We start from the raw sequence: 15,473 nt of genomic DNA, 5'->3' as shown, positions 1-15,473 counted from the left end.
TTTTTTTCAGCGTATCATGATATTGAAATTCTGTCAACATCAAGTGTATGGTTTTGGCTAAAAAATAAGCGTTTTAATCATTGCTTTTTAAAGAGCACAGCTGTATAATTTCAACTATCATATATAAAAGGATGTGTATTTTTATGGATTTTTCAGGTAAAGCAGCATTTGTTACAGGTGTTTCTCACGGCATTGGCAGGGCCATTGCCCTTGGACTGGCAAAAAATAATGCCGCGCTTTTTCTTTGTGACATTGACAAAGCAGGGCTGAAAGAAACGGCAAAAGCGGTCAATGAGCTTGGTGCGCAGGTTGAAATCTGTGGATTAGATGTGTCTGATGAGGCGGCAGTTCATGCTGTGATGGATAAGGCCATCCTCCGGTTTGGCAAAATTGATATTTTAATTAACAACGCCGGCATTTACAATACATTTGGTTTGTTTCAAAACTCAAATTCTGTTGACTGGAAGAAAAAAATTGAAGTGAACATTTTGGGCACCATGTATCCCACACAAGCCGTGCTAAACCACATGATTGCAAACCGATACGGACGAATTGTGAACATTGGCTCGGTTGCCGGCGTATATGGAATTCCGAACATGACGGACTATGCAATGACCAAAGGGGCTGTAATTGCCTTTACAAAGTCCCTGGCAAAGGAAACGGCGCCGTTTGGCGTTACGGTGAACGCGGTTTCTCCGGGCAGCATATCGGTAAGCGGAGAAGACATGCCGGAGCATTCCTTTACGGGCCGGGCCGGAACACCGGAGGAATGCGCCAACGTCGTATTGTTTTTGGCCTCTGACGAAGCCTCTTATGTTTCCGGCCAGAACTACTTGGTTGACGGCTGCCGCAAAAAAATGTAACCAAAACGGAGCAGAACGCCGCAGTTCTGCTCCGTTTTGCGGATTCGTACCGGATAATCTTCTGCAAAACTTGACTTTTTCCGCTATATAAGGTAAAATATAATTTAACCCCTTTTAAGGAAATTAACAAACTGAAAGGATTGTTTCGATATGAAAAAGTTAATGCTTGGAAACGAGGCCATTGCCCGCGGCGCTTATGAAGCCGGGGTTCGCGTGGTTTCCTCCTATCCCGGTACGCCCAGTACCGAAATCACAGAATTTATGGCAAAATATGACGAAATTTACTGCGAGTGGGCGCCCAACGAAAAAGTGGCGGTTGAAACGGCTTCCGGCGCTTCCCTTGCAGGTGGCCGGGCGGTTTCTGCCATGAAGCACGTTGGCTTAAACGTTGCCGCAGACCCGTTATTTACCATGTCGTATATCGGCGTGAACGCAGGTTTGGTGCTTTGCGTGGCGGACGACCCCGGCATGCACAGCTCCCAGAACGAGCAGGATTCCAGAAACTATGCGTTAGCTTCTAAAATTCCCATGTTAGAGCCGGCAGACAGCGGCGAATGTAAAGACTTTATGAAAAAGGCGTTTTGTTTAAGCGAAAAGTTTGACACGCCGGTGCTTATGCGCCTGACCACCCGTGTCGCCCATTCCCAGAGCCTGGTTGAGGTGTGCGAGCGCGAGGATTTGCCCTTAAAACCTTATGAGAAGAACATTGCAAAAAATGTTATGGTTCCGGCAAACGCCCGTCCAAAGCACCCGGCTGTAGAGGCAAGAACGGAACAGCTTTCTGCATTTTCGGAGACTTCGGATCTCAACAAAGTTATCATGCGGGACACCGAAATTGGCATTATCACCGCCGGTATCTCCTATCAATATGTGGAGGAGGCTTTGCCAAACGCTTCTGTTTTAAAGCTGGGCATGGTTTGGCCCCTGCCGGAAAACTTAATCCGCGATTTTGCCGCGAAGGTGAAAACCTGCTATGTAATTGAAGAACTCGACCCGTTTTTAGAACAGAATATTCGCGCCATGGGCATTTCTGTAATCGGAAAAGAGCTGTTCCCCAAGGTGGACGAATATTCCGCTGCGCTTCTTCGCAGCAAGATTTTAGGCGAAAAAGCTGCCGACACTGTTTCGGCAGCCGAAGCCGTTCCCGTGCGCCCGCCGGTAATGTGCCCCGGGTGTTCCCACCGCGGCGTGTTCTATGTGCTACACAAGCTTGGGCTTAACGTGTCCGGCGACATTGGCTGCTATTCCTTGGGATGTGCCGCTCCCCTTTCCTCTATCGACAGCATCATTTGCATGGGCGCCAGCGTTTCGGCGGCCCACGGCATGGAAAAGGCGGCAGGGCGCGATTTTGCGAAAAAGACGGTGGCGGTTTTGGGCGACTCTACCTTTATCCATTCCGGCATTACGGGCTTGATTGATATTGTTTACAACAAAGGCACTTCAACGGTAATTATTCTGGATAACTCCATCACCGGCATGACAGGGCACCAGCAAAACCCATCAACAGGCTTTACCATTCGGAACGAGCCGACCCGCCAGGTAGATTTGGTAAAGCTTGCCGAAGCGGTTGGCGTTGACCGTGTGAAAGTGGTTGACCCCTTTGATTTAGACCTTTTGGAAAAAGTTGTGAAAGAAGAAGTGGCGGCAGACGAGCCTTCTGTAATTATCGCACAACGCCCCTGCGCGCTGTTGAAAAAGGCAGGATATTCCGGAACTTTCGTGATTAACGACAAGTGTAAAAACTGCAAAATGTGCATGAAGCTGGGCTGCCCCGCAATTTCCATTACGGAAAACGGCCCGAAAATTAACGACACGCTTTGCGTTGGCTGCGGGCTGTGTCCCAATGTGTGCAAATTTGGCGCCATTGAAAAAGTGAATTAAGGGAAAGGACAAAAACGATATGAATATTATGATAGTTGGTGTCGGCGGCCAGGGAACGCTTTTAGCAAGCAGGATTTTGGGCGCGGCGGCACAAAACATTGGTATGGACGTAAAGCTTTCCGAGGTTCATGGCATGAGCCAGCGCGGGGGAAGCGTGGTGACCTATGTGCGGTATGGCGAAAAGATTTCGTCCCCCATCATTGAAAAGGGCGGGGCGGACATTATTTTGGCCTTTGAACAGCTTGAGGCCTACCGCTATCTGCCCTATTTAAAGCAGGGCGGCACAATGATTGTGAACACCCAGAAAACAGACCCCATGCCCGTTATCTGCGGCACGGCGGAATATCCTGAAAATATTTTGGAAAAGATTGAGCAGATGGGCATAAACATCATTGCCTGCGACGCGCTTTCCCTGGCAAAAGAGGCGGGGAACGTTAAGTCTGTTAACGTGGTTTTAATCGGCGTTTTGGCAAAGCACTCCTCCATTTCCAAAGATGATTGGCTAAATGCTGTGAACGCCACCGTTCCGCCGAAATTTTTAGAGGCGAATTTAAAAGCCTTTGAACTTGGCTACGAACTTTAATTAAGGACGTTTATTCATGGAGATAAAAGATTTTATTCAATCGGAATATGGCATCTCCCCCGAAACCTTTGCGCTTTGCGCCCGGGCGGAGGAGGAGGTGCGCCCGCAGTTTGCTGAAATTGACAAAACGGCGGAGCTGAATCAGATTAAGGTGTTAAAGGCGTTTTCTGAACACAAAGTTTCGGAGGCGCACTTGGGCTATTCCACCGGATACGGCTATGACGATTTGGGCCGTGACACCTTGGAAAAAATTTATGCCGATGTGTTTGGAACAGAAAGCGCTTTGGTGCGCAGCAGCATTGTTTCCGGCACCCACGCGATTTGTTCCTGCCTGTTTGGCGTTTTGCGCCCGGGGGATACGCTGCTTTCTGCCACCGGTGCGCCCTATGACACACTGGAAGAAATTATTGGAAAACGCGGCTCGGGAGGCGGAAGTTTAAAAGAATGGGGCATTGGCTACCGCGAAGTGCCGCTATTAAAAGACGGAAAAATTAATTTAACCGCCCTTGGAGAAGCTTTGGCCGACAAAAGCGTGCGTTTGGTGGAGCTTCAGCGCTCAAAAGGCTATGCCTGGCGCCCCTCCTACACGCTTTCTGACATGGAGGACGCCATTGCGCTGATTAAACAGAAACGCCCCGACGTTTTTGTGATGGTGGACAACTGCTACGGCGAGTTTGTTGAAAGCCTTGAGCCGCCGCAAATCGGTGCGGACTTAATTGCCGGGTCGCTCATCAAAAACCCCGGCGGTGGGCTGGCTTTAACTGGCGGATATCTGGCAGGAAAGCGCGGGCTGGTGGAACAAATCAGTTACCGGCTTACCTCCCCCGGAATCGGCGCGGAGGTTGGCGCGTCCCTCGGCATGAACCGGCACATGTATCAGGGCTTTTTCATGGCTCCCCACACTGTGGCGCAAGCGTTAAAAACTGCAGTGCTCACGGCAAAGGTGTTTGAAAAACTGGGGTATGACGTTTCCCCCAAGGCCGAAGACAAACGCGGTGACATTATTCAGTCTGTGAAATTCGGCAGCAGTGAAAAGCTTTGCGCTTTTTGCCGCGGCATTCAGCGGGGCGCACCCATCGACTCCTTTGTTGTGCCGGAGCCGTGGGACATGCCCGGCTATGAAAATCAGGTGATTATGGCTGCCGGTGCGTTTGTGTCCGGCGCCAGCATTGAAATTTCTGCCGACGGGCCGATTCGTCCGCCCTATGCCGCCTATATGCAGGGCGGCCTGACCTATGAGAGCGGAAAGCTCTCTGTGCTCTGCGCGGCAGACAATTTGATGAAGCTGTAACGATTCAGGGGGAGGGACAGAGATGAATCGTCAAATTTTATACGATAATCAGGACTTTTTTGACGGATATTTTGCCCTAAGAAACCAGGACATCAATTATAACGACCTGCTTGAACAGCCTGCTATGGCTGAGCTTTTGCCAAATCTTTCGGGCAAAGCTGTGCTGGATTTGGGCTGCGGCTTCGGCCAAAACTGTAAAGACTTTGTTTGCCGCGGCGCAAAACGTGTCGTTGGCGTTGACATTTCAGAAAAAATGCTGTCTGTTGCAAAAGATAAATCTGCCGCTCCGGAAATTCAATATCGAAATATGAGCATGACCGATATTGCTTCCATGGACGAAACATTTGATTTTGTTTACAGTTCCCTTGCGTTTCACTACGTTGAGGATTTCTCTAAACTGATGACCGATATTTACAATCTGCTTGCGCCAAACGGAATGCTGCTGTTTTCCCAGGAGCACCCCATTCCCACCGCCACAATAGACGGTTTGGGCCATTATAATAAAGATGAAAACGGTATCCCTGTTTCTTACACGTTTTCCAACTACAGTCAGAGCGGCAAGCGGGAAATTCACTGGTTTATTGACGGCGTGGTGAAATTTCACCGCCCCATGGGCGAACTGTTAACGGCAGTTGCCCGCGCGGGCTTTACCATTGAAGTGGTTTGCGAGCCAACGCCAAAGGATTGGGCTGTGAAAAAACTTCCGGCGATTGCAAAAGAATTTATAAAACCAAGCTTTTTAATTGTTCAGGCGAGGAAAAAAGCATGAACGTATCTATCCGCAAAGCAGAACTTTCCGATATAGACGGCTTTTTAAAATTGGATAAACACATTGCGCCGGAACGGCTTAAAACTGTGATTTCAGCCGGCCGGGCGTTTGTTTTGGAAAATAGCGGCCAAATTTTTGGCGTGCTGCGCTACAGCCTGTTTTGGGAAAGTCTTCCCTTTTTAGACCTGATTTCTATTGACCCGGCCTTTCAAAGGCAGGGGTTTGGCCGCACTTTTATGGCGTTTTGGGAAGCCCAGATGAAACAGGAGGGATTTTGCCACTGCCTCACCTCCACCCAGGAGGACGAAACGGCAAAGTTCTTTTATGAAACGCTTGGATATACAAAAACCGGCGCGTTTTTTCCGCCGGAACAGGAAGCGCAAGAGTTAATTTATCTAAAAACGCTATAAACAAAAAAAGAACACAAAGCGAAAAGCTTTGTGTTCTTTTTATTTTACAGACCAGCTTTTGCGGCCTGAACCATAATGGCGCATTCCATGCGCTTTTTAAACAGCTTGCACCCCTGCTCATATACGCCGGATATAGAGCCTGCGGCGTGGTATGCGTTAGCGGCGCAGCCGCCGCTGCAGTAGAGCTTTGCCCAGCAGTCACGGCATTCTTCTCTGGCATAAGCGTTGCACAGCTTAAACTGTTCCTGCTTTTCCGCATTTGTAACGCCTTTCCAGATGTCGCCCATGCTGTAGGCTTCATCTCCCACAAACTGATGGCAGGGGAACAGCTCGCCCCAGGGCGTTACGGCAAAATATTCCGTGCCGGAGCCGCAGCCGGAAATCCGTTTATATATGCACGGTCCGCCGGTTAAATCAATCATATAGTGGTAAAACGTAAAGCCTTTTCCCTGCTTTTCGCGCTTTATCATTTCCTCCGCCAAAATTTCATACTGCCGGCAGACCGTTTCAATATCTTCGTCCGTTAAGGCATAGGGGTCGTTTGGCGCGCACACCACCGGCTCCATGGAAAGCTCCGTAAAGCCTAAATCCAGCATATGAAACAGGTCGTTGGTAAAGTCGGGATTGTTGTGGGTGAACGTTCCCCTTATGTAATAGCCCTTGCCGCCGCGTTTTTCCACCAGTTTTTGAAACTTGGGAACAATGATGTCGTAGCTTCCCGTTCCGCCGGCGGTTTTGCGCAGAAGGTCGTGGACTTCCCGCCGCCCGTCTAACGACAGCACAACGTTGTGGCACTCGCGGTTGGCAAAGTCAATCACGTCGTCGTCAATTAACATTCCGTTGGTGGTTAAGGTAAAGCGAAAGTTTTTGTTGTGTTCTTTTTCAATGGACCGGGCATAGGCAACAATTTGCTTTACCACGCCAAAATTCATCAGCGGTTCGCCGCCGAAAAAATCTACCTCTAAATTTTTTCGCGTTCCCGAATGCTCCACCAAAAAGTCGATGGCACGCTTGCCCACGTCAAAGGACATAAGCGCCCGCTCGCCGCAAAAGTTCCCCTGGCTGGCAAAGCAGTAGTCGCAGGTTAAATTGCAGGTGTGGGCAATGTGCAGGCATAGGGCCTTAATTTCTGTGTGGCGGTTTTTTAAGTCGAAGGCTTTATTTTCATAAATATCCTTTGAAAAAAGCTTTCCGTCTTTTTCCAGCGCCTCGATGTCGGAAATGAGTGCCGCAAGCTCTGTCTCATTCACGGTGGGGTCTTCTTCATATTTGGTTTGCAACGCTGTTATTAAATCTTTGCGGCTGTGGGTTTTAAACATGGCGATTGCGTCGTAGGCCACGTCGTCCACCGAGTGGACGCTGCCGCTTGCCATGTCTAAAACCAGGTTATAGCCGCCCAGTTTGTATTGGTGTATCATAAATTCCTCCGTAAAAAAACGGGACTGCTAAAAACAGCCCCGCTTACTAATCCGTTTATTACTTGTTTTCCCCGCAGTTTTCGCACTGCTGGTTGGCAACGCCGCAGGAAGTTTTGCAGGCCGACTGGCATGAGGTCTGACATTCGCCGCAGCCGCCGTTTTCTAAGCTTTTTTTCAAATCTTTTGTTTCAAGTGTTTGAATTCTCGTCATTTTAATTCGCTCCTTTTTTATGTACAATTGTATAAAAGAAATTATACCACAGGCGGCGGTTGTTGTCAAGTGCTTTCAAACAGGTGTTTATTTTCTAAAATGATGCATGCAAACATAGAGCAAGTCCAGCCGTAGTCGCGTATGGCCTGGTAGCGGATATTAAAATTATATGGCTCGATAACCGGCCCCTTGCGCATCAGTCTGCTTGGGGGCGTGGCGCCGGAGGGGTCGTAAAACTCGTAGAGCACCCCGTCTGACAGATACCATTTTGTCACTTCTTTCACAAGGCCTTTCACAAACGTTTCGTAACGCTCAATATAGCCGTATTTCTTCAGGCCCTCCAGCACAAGATAGTTATAGTTCAGCCAAACGGGGCCGCGCCACATGTCTGTACCGTATGTGGGGTCTTCTTTGGCAATGCCGGGTACGCCGACGGCTTCTTTAAATGTGTCGGGGTTATCTAGGTGCGCCACAAGCTTTGCCGCCTGGTCTGTGCTGCACACGCCGGCAAGCATGGGCAAAAACGAGGCGTTGGATTTTACCTTGTGAAAGCTGTCGTTTGCCACAATTCTGTCGTAATAAAAGCCATCTGCCTCATCCCACAGGCGGGTGTTGATTTTTTCCTTTAACTCCTCCGCAAACGCTTTCCAAAACGGACCTTCGCCGTTTTGAAGAATCTCACACATAGACGCCATGGCTTCGGCCTCCATGACCATGAAACAGGAAAAATCGATACATTCCATGTCTTTCACACCGTCAAAGCGGGAGCAATTGTCCATTCCGCTTTCGTCACACCGGCAGTCTACGCTGGTTGTGTCCACATGCCAAACATAAAGGCCGTGTTTGTCTGTTCTGTTTTCCATATTCCACGTTAAGTAGCCGCGCAGTTTCGGATAAGTTTCCTCGAGCAAAGCGATGTCTTTGGTTCTGTTAAAAAGCCTCATAATGCCCCAGGCCAGCACCGGCGGCTGGGTAACGTCGGAAATAGAATCCGGCGTAGCCATGTGGGCAATAAAGCCGTCTTGTCTTTGAGCGTCCAGCACAGCAAGAATGCTGTCTTTTGCCAGTGCTTCGGAAATAAAGCGGTTTCCGAAGCTGTGGAACACGCTGTCCCACAGCCAGAGCGCCTTATGGGGCAGTCTGTCCGGCGTTGTCCAGTTCCGTTTGAACTGTCCTTCTTTTGAATAGACCTGGGATTTCATAACAGATACAGCCTTATAAAAGGCTTTTTCGATTGCCTTGTCTTTCAGGCCAACGTCGGGAAGGGCTTCGTAAAACGCCAGCTTTTTTGCCGCGGTTTGTGCGACCATTTCCGGCGTAACCGCTGTTTCCTGCTGGGTGGAAACGGAAAAACAGGTTTCTGTTTCCGTGCTGGTTTCATAAAAATACGGCGGCCGGTCTGCGTTGTTTACCATGCGGAGCTGAACGCTCCCTTTCCGGCATTTTCCGATTATGGTGTTTTGGTTATAGAATAAAAACAAGGTTTCGTAAACTGCGCCGCGGGTTTCGATTTCGGCAGAGATTATGTCGGACGCCACAATTTGATAGCGTATGTCGCAGACTTCCTCAGTGGTAACATAAAGGTCGCAGGCCTTGTCCGTATGCAAACGCAGTCCTAAATTGTCGCCTAAGAGGGTGCAGGTAAAGCTGTTTTTCAGCGTACACTCCCCCTCAAGTCCCGAATAGGCAAACAGGGCGCCCTGGCCCCAAATATTTGGTAATTGCATAAAAATTCCCCTTTCGCACAAAATATAGCTGTATTTTAACATATAAATCTTGCTGTTTCTATAGAAATAATGCTATAATATTGTAAAATATTGCGAAACGAGGTGGATTTCGTGCACGGAATGCTGGAAAAAAAAGAGGAATTTGGCGCAAAGCCCATTCGGATTACACTGCAAAGCGGGCCGGGACAGCTGATTTGTCCCCATTGGCACTCTTATTTTGAATATATTGAAATTTTAGAGGGCGCCATGACAATTACTGTGGGGCAAACGTCTTATCCGGTTTCCCGGGGCGACATTGTGTTTATTCATTCCGGTCTTTTTCACGCAGGCCATTCAGAAAACGGCTGCATGCTGCGGGCATTGGTGGTTCCCGCCTCAGAATGGAACGGCAGCGCGCCGGACTTGTCGTTTCTCATGGCAGATTACAATCCGGTTATCGGAAAAAATGCGGAGTTAAGCCAGCTGCTCACTTTAGTATATAAAGAATACAGCGTGGAGCACGCCTATCAATCCGCCGCAATCCGCGCGCTGCTTTCTCTTTTAAACATTTATATCTGCCGGATTTTTGCGCTGACCGGCGAACTGAAGCACAATGCTGCGGTGAAAAAGGCGGCGGAATTTATTTTAAAAAACTTTTCGTCTGACATCACGGTAGAGGAGCTTGCCGACCATGTGAATTTAAGCAAGTTTCATTTTTCCCGGCTGTTTAAAGAGATTACGGGGCTTTCGCCCATTGTGTATCTTACCCGGGTACGGATTTCCCGCGCCATTGTGCTGATGGAGCAAACCGATTTGACTATGACGGAAATTTCTTCTGCGTGCGGCTTTTCTTCCCCCAACTACTTTAACCGCGTTTTTAAGGCGTTCACCGGCAGCACTCCCCACAAATATAAAAAGCTGATGTACCAGCCGTAGGGCGTGGAATATTTTCATATAAAACTGCATGAAAATTATATTGACTTTTGGTCTGCCTGACGATATAATGCAGGATAGAAAGGAGTTTTGACCATGCGTTTTTATGAAGATTTAGATAACATTGCTATAAACCGCCTCCCTCAGCGGAGCTATTACATTCCGGAAAACGAGGGGGCATATACGCTTTTAAACGGCCGTTGGAGGTTTCATTACTTTGACAGTGAGGCAGACGTGACTGATTCTATCTCCGGCTGGGACGAAATCAGCGTTCCGTCCTGCTGGCAGACTTTGGGCTATGAAGACCCCAACTACACCAACGTGAACTACCCTTATCCGGTTGACCCGCCTTTTGTGCCCGACAGAAACCCTGCCGGGATTTATGAGCGGGAGTTTAACGTAGAAAACGCCGGCAACCAAACCTATATTGTGTTTGAGGGCGTTTCCTCCTGTGTGTTTTTATACATAAACGGCGAATTTGCAGGCTACAGCCAGGGAAGCCATTTGCAGGCGGAGTTTGACGTGACGCCTTTTGTAAAAAAAGGTGTTAACACCCTGCGCGCAAAGGTGCTGAAGTGGTGCTCAGGAAGCTATTTGGAAGACCAGGACTTTTTCCGTTTTAACGGCATTTTCAGAGACGTTTATATGCTGTCCCGCCCCCAGGGGCATTTGACGGACATTGAGGTGCTGGCAGAAAAATGTGCGATAACTGCAAAATTCAGCGGCAGCGCCAACGTCACACTGTGCGACGGCGAGGGCCGTGTGTTAGAAACAAAAACCGGGCAGGACGGGGTTTCCTTTGCCGTTGAAAATCCTGTTTTTTGGAACGCCGAAAAGCCCTATTTATACACCTTGAAATTTGAGGCAGCCGGCGAAGTCATTACAATCAAAACCGGGTTTAAAACTGTGGAAATCGGCCCGGACTGCGCCCTTATCATAAACGGCGTGCCGGTGAAGTTAAAAGGCGTGAACCACCACGACACCGACCCCTACACCGGCTGGTATCAGACAGACGAAGCAATTTTAAACGACCTTTTATTGATGAAGTCGTTAAACATTAACACCGTGAGAACGTCCCACTACCCGCCCCCGCCGAAGTTTTTGAATTTGTGCGACGAGCTTGGGCTTTATGTGGTGCTGGAAACCGATTTGGAAACCCACGGTTTTGTTACCCGCGTCTGCGGCTATGGCTATGACAACGACAATTCCGACTGGCCGGGCAACAAAAAAGAGTGGACGAAAAGCTATGTTGAGCGCATGGAACGCGCCTTCGAGCGGGACAAAAACCACCCGTCCATCATTATGTGGTCCACCGGAAACGAAAGCGGCCACGGGCCAAACCACTATGAAATGGTGAAATGGCTCCGCGCACGCAGGCCGGGTGCGCTCGTTCACTGTGAGGACGCGTCCCGTTTGGGATATTTAGACCACGCTGACGTGTATTCGATTATGTATCCTGAAGTGTATAAAAACGAGGCCTATTCCAAAGAGCAAAACAACCGGACGGTTGAGGGGTATTTAACAAACCCGGAAAATAAACAGCCTTTGTTTTTATGCGAGTTTGCTCACGCAATGGGCAACGGCCCCGGAACGGTTTTGGAATATATGGATTTTTGTTACCGCTATCCCGCCTTTATCGGAGGCTGTGTTTGGGAGTGGGCTGACCACACCGTTGTGATTGACGGCGTACCTAAATATGGCGGCGATTTTTGCGAGGGCACCCACGACCACAACTTCTGTTGTGACGGAATGGTGACCCACGACCGCCGGCTGAAAGCCGGCTCGAAGGAAATTAAGGCCGCCTATCAAAACATTTCAGCTTCGCTGAACGGCACGGATTTAACCATAACAAACCTTTATGACTTTACCAATCTTTCGGAGTTTTCGTTAAAGCTCTCCGTAATGGCGGACGGCGAAACTGTGGCGGAGGGGGATTATACGCTTGATGTGCGTCCCAAAGAAAGCCGCGAGCTGAACGTGGCCGCGTTAATTGGAAACGTTACCGGCTGCCGTTTGGGGGCATATTTAAACGCATCGTTTACTGACAAAAACGGCCACGAGGTCGCCTTCGTTCAGCACGAGCTTTCTGTTCCAAAACAATCGCACGAGGCCCCGCGCGAGGCCCTGGCGCTGACGGAAACCGAAAAAACCATTATCGCCCGGGGAGATGGCTTTGTTTATGAATTTTCAAAGCTTTTGGGCGGGTTTGTTTCGATAAAACGAAACGGCAAAGAACAGCTGGTTTCCCCCACCAAGCTTTCTGTTTGGCGGGCGCCCACAGACAACGACAGGCATATCCGGAAAAAATGGGAATGGTCTGACAGCGACAACCAGTCCGGCGAGAACTTTAACAAGGTGTTTTCAAAGGTTTATGACTGCCGCACAGACAACAACGTGATTACGGTAACAGGCTCCCTTGCCGGCATTTCCAGAAAACCGTTTTTCCGCTATACCGCAGTCTATGCGTTTTTCACCGACGGCACGGTGGACGTTTCCCTCTCAGGCTCTGTGCGGGAGGACTGCGTGTGGCTGCCGCGGCTGGGCTTTGAGTTTAAAACCCTTTTAGAAAACAGCCGCTTTTCGTATTTTGGCATGGGGCCGGACGAAAATTACGCCGACATGCGCGCCTTTGCCCGCATGGGGCTGTTTCACAGCTCGGCAGCAGACGAGTATGTGAATTATGTAAAACCCCAAGAGCACGGCAACCACACCAACACAAAGGAGCTTGCATTTAATAACGGGCTTACGTTTACAGGATATGGGTTTGAATGTAACGTGTCGGAGTTTGACAGCTTAGATCTCTCCCGGGCAGGGCACATTGACGAGCTTAAAAAGAACGGCGCCGTGAACGTGCGGATTGACTACAAGGTTTCCGGAATTGGCTCGAATTCCTGCGGGCCGGCGCTGCTTGAGCGGTATCGGCTGAAAGAGAAGCAAATTGAGTTTGCATTTTCTTTTGGGCTTACAAAAGAATAAAATAAAAAGAGCGGAACCGCTTGGTTCCGCTCTTTTTATGTGTTGCTGTGCACCTCTAACGACACCATTTCGGGAATAATCCGCGAAAGTCTTGCAGACTGTTTGGCAGAAACCTCATTGTCGGAGCGCACTGCATAGGTAATTTTTGCCTTGTCGTCGCCAAGTTTTTCAAACCGGCTGGAAACAATTTCAATCCCCTCATTTTTTAATGTGCCTGCAATGAAATCAATTTTGGCCTCGTCGTTTTCCAAAACCACCACAATTTTTCCGAACACCTGGGTGTCTGCGCTAATTTGCCATTTGTGGAAAATGATTTGAATAATTAAAATCAGCACCGTGGCCGTTCCAGCAATGATGTAAAGCCCTGCCCCGACGGCAAGCCCCACCCCTGCGGTAGACCAGATGCCCGCCGCGGTGGTTAGGCCTTTCACCGAGCTGCCGCGGAAAAATATCATGCCCGCGCCTAAAAACGACACGCCGGTTATGATGTTAGCGGCAATTCTGTCGCCGGTGAACACTCCGCTGTGAATGTCCACCATGTCAAAAAAACCATATTTCGACACAATCATCATCAAAGACGAGCCTAATGCCACAATGATGTGCGTTCTGATGCCGGCCTCCTTTTGCCGCCGGCTGCGCTCGAACCCTATCAGCGCGCCGCACAGGCAGGCTGCCACAATTCTTGCAATGCAGTCGAGCTGCGAAACTCCGTTTGAAAAAATGAACTCCATTTATTTCCTCTCTCCTCTATTAAAATATTATATATTATACAGCAATGTTTTATCCCCGTCAAGGAAAAAAATAGTTACAAACAATCGAAAGATTTAAAAATTTTTTCTGATAACATTTGACAAAAAGCGCAGAATCAAGCAAAAAGCCCTTGCCCGTTTTAAAAAAAAATGGTACAATAAATATGAAATTATCACCATAAAATAGCGAGGTATTTACTTAAAAATGGCAAAATTTGAAAACAATTTATCAGAAGGGAACGTGGTAAAACAGCTTGTTTTGTTCTCGCTTCCTGTTCTAATTTCGAACTTAATCCAGTCCCTTTACAGCACGGTTGACATGCTGGTGGTGGGCCAGTTTGCAGGAGAGGTGGCAATGTCCGGCGTAAATATCGGCGGGCAGGTTTCGTTTTTAATCACCAACATGGTGTTTGGTCTGGCCGTCGGCGCAACGGTTTTAATCGGGCAGTATATGGGGGCAGACGATAGGAATTCCATGCACGAAACCATTGCAACGCTGTTTGTGTCGCTCACCGTTGCCGCTGTGATCATCACTGTGGCCATGCTGGCGCTGCAGGAACCGCTGCTTCGGCTCATTCAAACGCCGGCAGAGTCTTTCTCCGAGGCAAGGATATACTTTTTCATCAGCATGCTGGGCACGATTTTCATTTTTGGCTACAATGCCTTAAGCGCGGTTATGCGCGGTTTGGGCGACAGCCGTAATCCCCTTATTTTTGTGGCAATTGCCTGCGGCGTGAACATTGTGCTCGACCTTTTGTTTGTCGCAGTGTTTCATATGGGCGCAGCCGGAGCTGCTTTGGCGACGATTATGTCCCAGGCCATCAGCATGATTTTGTGCATTCTTTACCTTAGAAAAAACAACTTTATTTTCGACTTTAGCTTAGACTCGTTTAAAGGCGCAACAAAAAAGCAGCTAAAGCTGATTTTGAAAATTGGCATTCCCACGTCTATTCAGAATGTTGCCACAAGCGCGTCGTTTCTGTTTTTAACGGCGCTGGTAAACTCCATTGGCGTTATGGCCTCTGCCGCGGTGGGCGCAGTTGGCAAGCTGAACGGATTTGCTATTTTACCCGGCATTGCCATGAGCACCTCGGTTTCCGCCATGAGTGCCCAAAACATCGGCGCGAAAAAGTATGACAGGGCTGCCAAAACCATGCTGGTTGGCATGGCAATTTCCATGGCCATCAGCATTGTGATATTCTTTATCGTAGGCGTGTTCCCGGAAAGCTGTATGCGCCTGTTCGGAAACGACCCTGAGTTCATTGCAAACGGCGTTGCATACATAAAAGCGTTTAAATATGACTATTTGGTAGCTCCTCTGTGCTTTTGCTTTAACGGTTTGTTTATCGGTGCGGGGCACACCAACTTTTCGCTGATTAACGGCATTATGTCGTCTCTCTTGTTCCGAATCCCCGCATCTTACATATTCGGCATGGTGCTCAATATGGGGCTGTTGGGCGTTGGTCTGGGCGGACCCATTGCATCTGCCGCCGCCATGGTTTTTGGCCTGGGCTTCTTCTTAACGGGACGGTGGAAAAAGCTGATTATTCACTCAGTGGACACGGAAAATGTGCAAGCAATTGAATAACGTAAAAATGCCTGTAGCGTTCTACAGGCATTTTCCGTTTAGGCCGCAATTTTGCGCACAGCCTAAGGAGAGAGAGAACAATTTATCAAATTATC

General features: G+C 48.8%; 13 protein-coding genes. 9 read left to right on the top strand and 4 right to left on the bottom strand.

The window, feature by feature from the left end; genetic code table 11:
- Window positions 1-143 precede the first annotated feature (143 nt).
- The 6 genes from H8698_RS07960 (at window position 144) to H8698_RS07935 (ending at window position 5,797) form a co-directional block, all read left to right on the top strand.
- Window positions 144-863 (top strand): SDR family NAD(P)-dependent oxidoreductase, encoded by a 720-nt coding sequence (locus H8698_RS07960; RefSeq protein WP_249312505.1) that lies wholly within the window; start codon window positions 144-146, stop codon window positions 861-863.
- Window positions 864-1,013: 150 nt separating this feature from the next.
- A complete protein-coding gene (iorA, locus tag H8698_RS07955; protein ID WP_249312500.1) occupies window positions 1,014-2,744 on the top strand; it encodes an indolepyruvate ferredoxin oxidoreductase subunit alpha in 1,731 nt (576 codons plus the stop codon).
- 19 nt (window positions 2,745-2,763) lie between these two features.
- Window positions 2,764-3,327: an indolepyruvate oxidoreductase subunit beta gene (locus H8698_RS07950; RefSeq protein WP_249312490.1), complete on the top strand. Its 564-nt coding sequence runs from the start codon at window positions 2,764-2,766 to the stop codon at window positions 3,325-3,327.
- 16 nt (window positions 3,328-3,343) lie between these two features.
- Window positions 3,344-4,618: a methionine gamma-lyase family protein gene (locus H8698_RS07945; RefSeq protein WP_249312483.1), complete on the top strand. Its 1,275-nt coding sequence runs from the start codon at window positions 3,344-3,346 to the stop codon at window positions 4,616-4,618.
- Between the two features lie 22 nt (window positions 4,619-4,640).
- On the top strand, window positions 4,641-5,387 hold the full coding sequence (locus H8698_RS07940; protein ID WP_249312482.1) for a class I SAM-dependent methyltransferase: 747 nt from the start codon (window positions 4,641-4,643) through the stop codon (window positions 5,385-5,387).
- A complete protein-coding gene (locus H8698_RS07935) occupies window positions 5,384-5,797 on the top strand; it encodes a GNAT family N-acetyltransferase (RefSeq protein WP_249312481.1) in 414 nt (137 codons plus the stop codon). Before H8698_RS07940 ends, H8698_RS07935 begins: the two co-directional genes overlap by 4 nt.
- A 44-nt stretch (window positions 5,798-5,841) precedes the next feature.
- Here the strand turns inward: H8698_RS07935 and scfB are convergent, their stop codons facing one another.
- The 3 genes from scfB to H8698_RS07920 all read right to left on the bottom strand — a co-directional run bounded on the left by scfB (window position 5,842) and on the right by H8698_RS07920 (window position 9,153).
- Window positions 5,842-7,215, bottom strand: coding sequence for a thioether cross-link-forming SCIFF peptide maturase (gene scfB, locus H8698_RS07930; RefSeq protein ID WP_249312480.1), 1,374 nt, complete (start codon window positions 7,213-7,215; stop codon window positions 5,842-5,844).
- Window positions 7,216-7,273: 58 nt separating this feature from the next.
- On the bottom strand, window positions 7,274-7,426 hold the full coding sequence (gene scfA / locus H8698_RS07925; protein WP_177677513.1) for a six-cysteine ranthipeptide SCIFF: 153 nt from the start codon (window positions 7,424-7,426) through the stop codon (window positions 7,274-7,276).
- A 65-nt stretch (window positions 7,427-7,491) separates the two neighbouring features.
- Window positions 7,492-9,153, bottom strand: a complete 1,662-nt coding sequence (locus tag H8698_RS07920; RefSeq protein WP_249312479.1) for an amylo-alpha-1,6-glucosidase — start codon at window positions 9,151-9,153, stop codon at window positions 7,492-7,494.
- A gap of 120 nt (window positions 9,154-9,273) precedes the next feature.
- Between H8698_RS07920 and H8698_RS07915 the strand changes: the two genes are divergently transcribed.
- A complete protein-coding gene (locus H8698_RS07915; RefSeq protein WP_249312472.1) occupies window positions 9,274-10,068 on the top strand; it encodes an AraC family transcriptional regulator in 795 nt (264 codons plus the stop codon).
- A gap of 93 nt (window positions 10,069-10,161) precedes the next feature.
- Window positions 10,162-13,041: a glycoside hydrolase family 2 TIM barrel-domain containing protein gene (locus tag H8698_RS07910; RefSeq protein ID WP_249312468.1), complete on the top strand. Its 2,880-nt coding sequence runs from the start codon at window positions 10,162-10,164 to the stop codon at window positions 13,039-13,041.
- 35 nt (window positions 13,042-13,076) lie between these two features.
- Here H8698_RS07910 and H8698_RS07905 read toward each other — a convergent pair whose 3' ends face one another.
- Complete coding sequence (locus H8698_RS07905; RefSeq protein WP_249312467.1) at window positions 13,077-13,772, bottom strand: MgtC/SapB family protein; 696 nt, start codon at window positions 13,770-13,772, stop codon at window positions 13,077-13,079.
- A gap of 223 nt (window positions 13,773-13,995) precedes the next feature.
- Between H8698_RS07905 and H8698_RS07900 the strand changes: the two genes are divergently transcribed.
- The gene (locus H8698_RS07900; RefSeq protein WP_249312457.1) at window positions 13,996-15,378 is read left to right on the top strand and encodes an MATE family efflux transporter; all 1,383 of its coding nucleotides are present in this window, start codon (window positions 13,996-13,998) and stop codon (window positions 15,376-15,378) included.
- Window positions 15,379-15,473: the final 95 nt, after the last annotated feature.

It is taken from the genome of Congzhengia minquanensis (assembly GCF_014384785.1).
In the GTDB taxonomy this organism is placed as follows: domain Bacteria; phylum Bacillota; class Clostridia; order UBA1381; family UBA9506; genus Congzhengia; species Congzhengia minquanensis.
Note: the sequence above shows the minus strand (reverse complement) of the source record. Positions and strands in the feature narration are given on the sequence as shown.

Coding starts and splice junctions, on each gene's coding strand:
- H8698_RS07960 (WP_249312505.1), top strand. CDS start 144: ATGGATTTTTCAGGTAAAGCAGCATTTGTTACAGGTGTTTCTCACGGC.
- iorA (WP_249312500.1), top strand. CDS start 1,014: ATGAAAAAGTTAATGCTTGGAAACGAGGCCATTGCCCGCGGCGCTTAT.
- H8698_RS07950 (WP_249312490.1), top strand. CDS start 2,764: ATGAATATTATGATAGTTGGTGTCGGCGGCCAGGGAACGCTTTTAGCA.
- H8698_RS07945 (WP_249312483.1), top strand. CDS start 3,344: ATGGAGATAAAAGATTTTATTCAATCGGAATATGGCATCTCCCCCGAA.
- H8698_RS07940 (WP_249312482.1), top strand. CDS start 4,641: ATGAATCGTCAAATTTTATACGATAATCAGGACTTTTTTGACGGATAT.
- H8698_RS07935 (WP_249312481.1), top strand. CDS start 5,384: ATGAACGTATCTATCCGCAAAGCAGAACTTTCCGATATAGACGGCTTT.
- scfB (WP_249312480.1), bottom strand. CDS start 7,215: ATGATACACCAATACAAACTGGGCGGCTATAACCTGGTTTTAGACATG.
- scfA (WP_177677513.1), bottom strand. CDS start 7,426: ATGACGAGAATTCAAACACTTGAAACAAAAGATTTGAAAAAAAGCTTA.
- H8698_RS07920 (WP_249312479.1), bottom strand. CDS start 9,153: ATGCAATTACCAAATATTTGGGGCCAGGGCGCCCTGTTTGCCTATTCG.
- H8698_RS07915 (WP_249312472.1), top strand. CDS start 9,274: ATGCTGGAAAAAAAAGAGGAATTTGGCGCAAAGCCCATTCGGATTACA.
- H8698_RS07910 (WP_249312468.1), top strand. CDS start 10,162: ATGCGTTTTTATGAAGATTTAGATAACATTGCTATAAACCGCCTCCCT.
- H8698_RS07905 (WP_249312467.1), bottom strand. CDS start 13,772: ATGGAGTTCATTTTTTCAAACGGAGTTTCGCAGCTCGACTGCATTGCA.
- H8698_RS07900 (WP_249312457.1), top strand. CDS start 13,996: ATGGCAAAATTTGAAAACAATTTATCAGAAGGGAACGTGGTAAAACAG.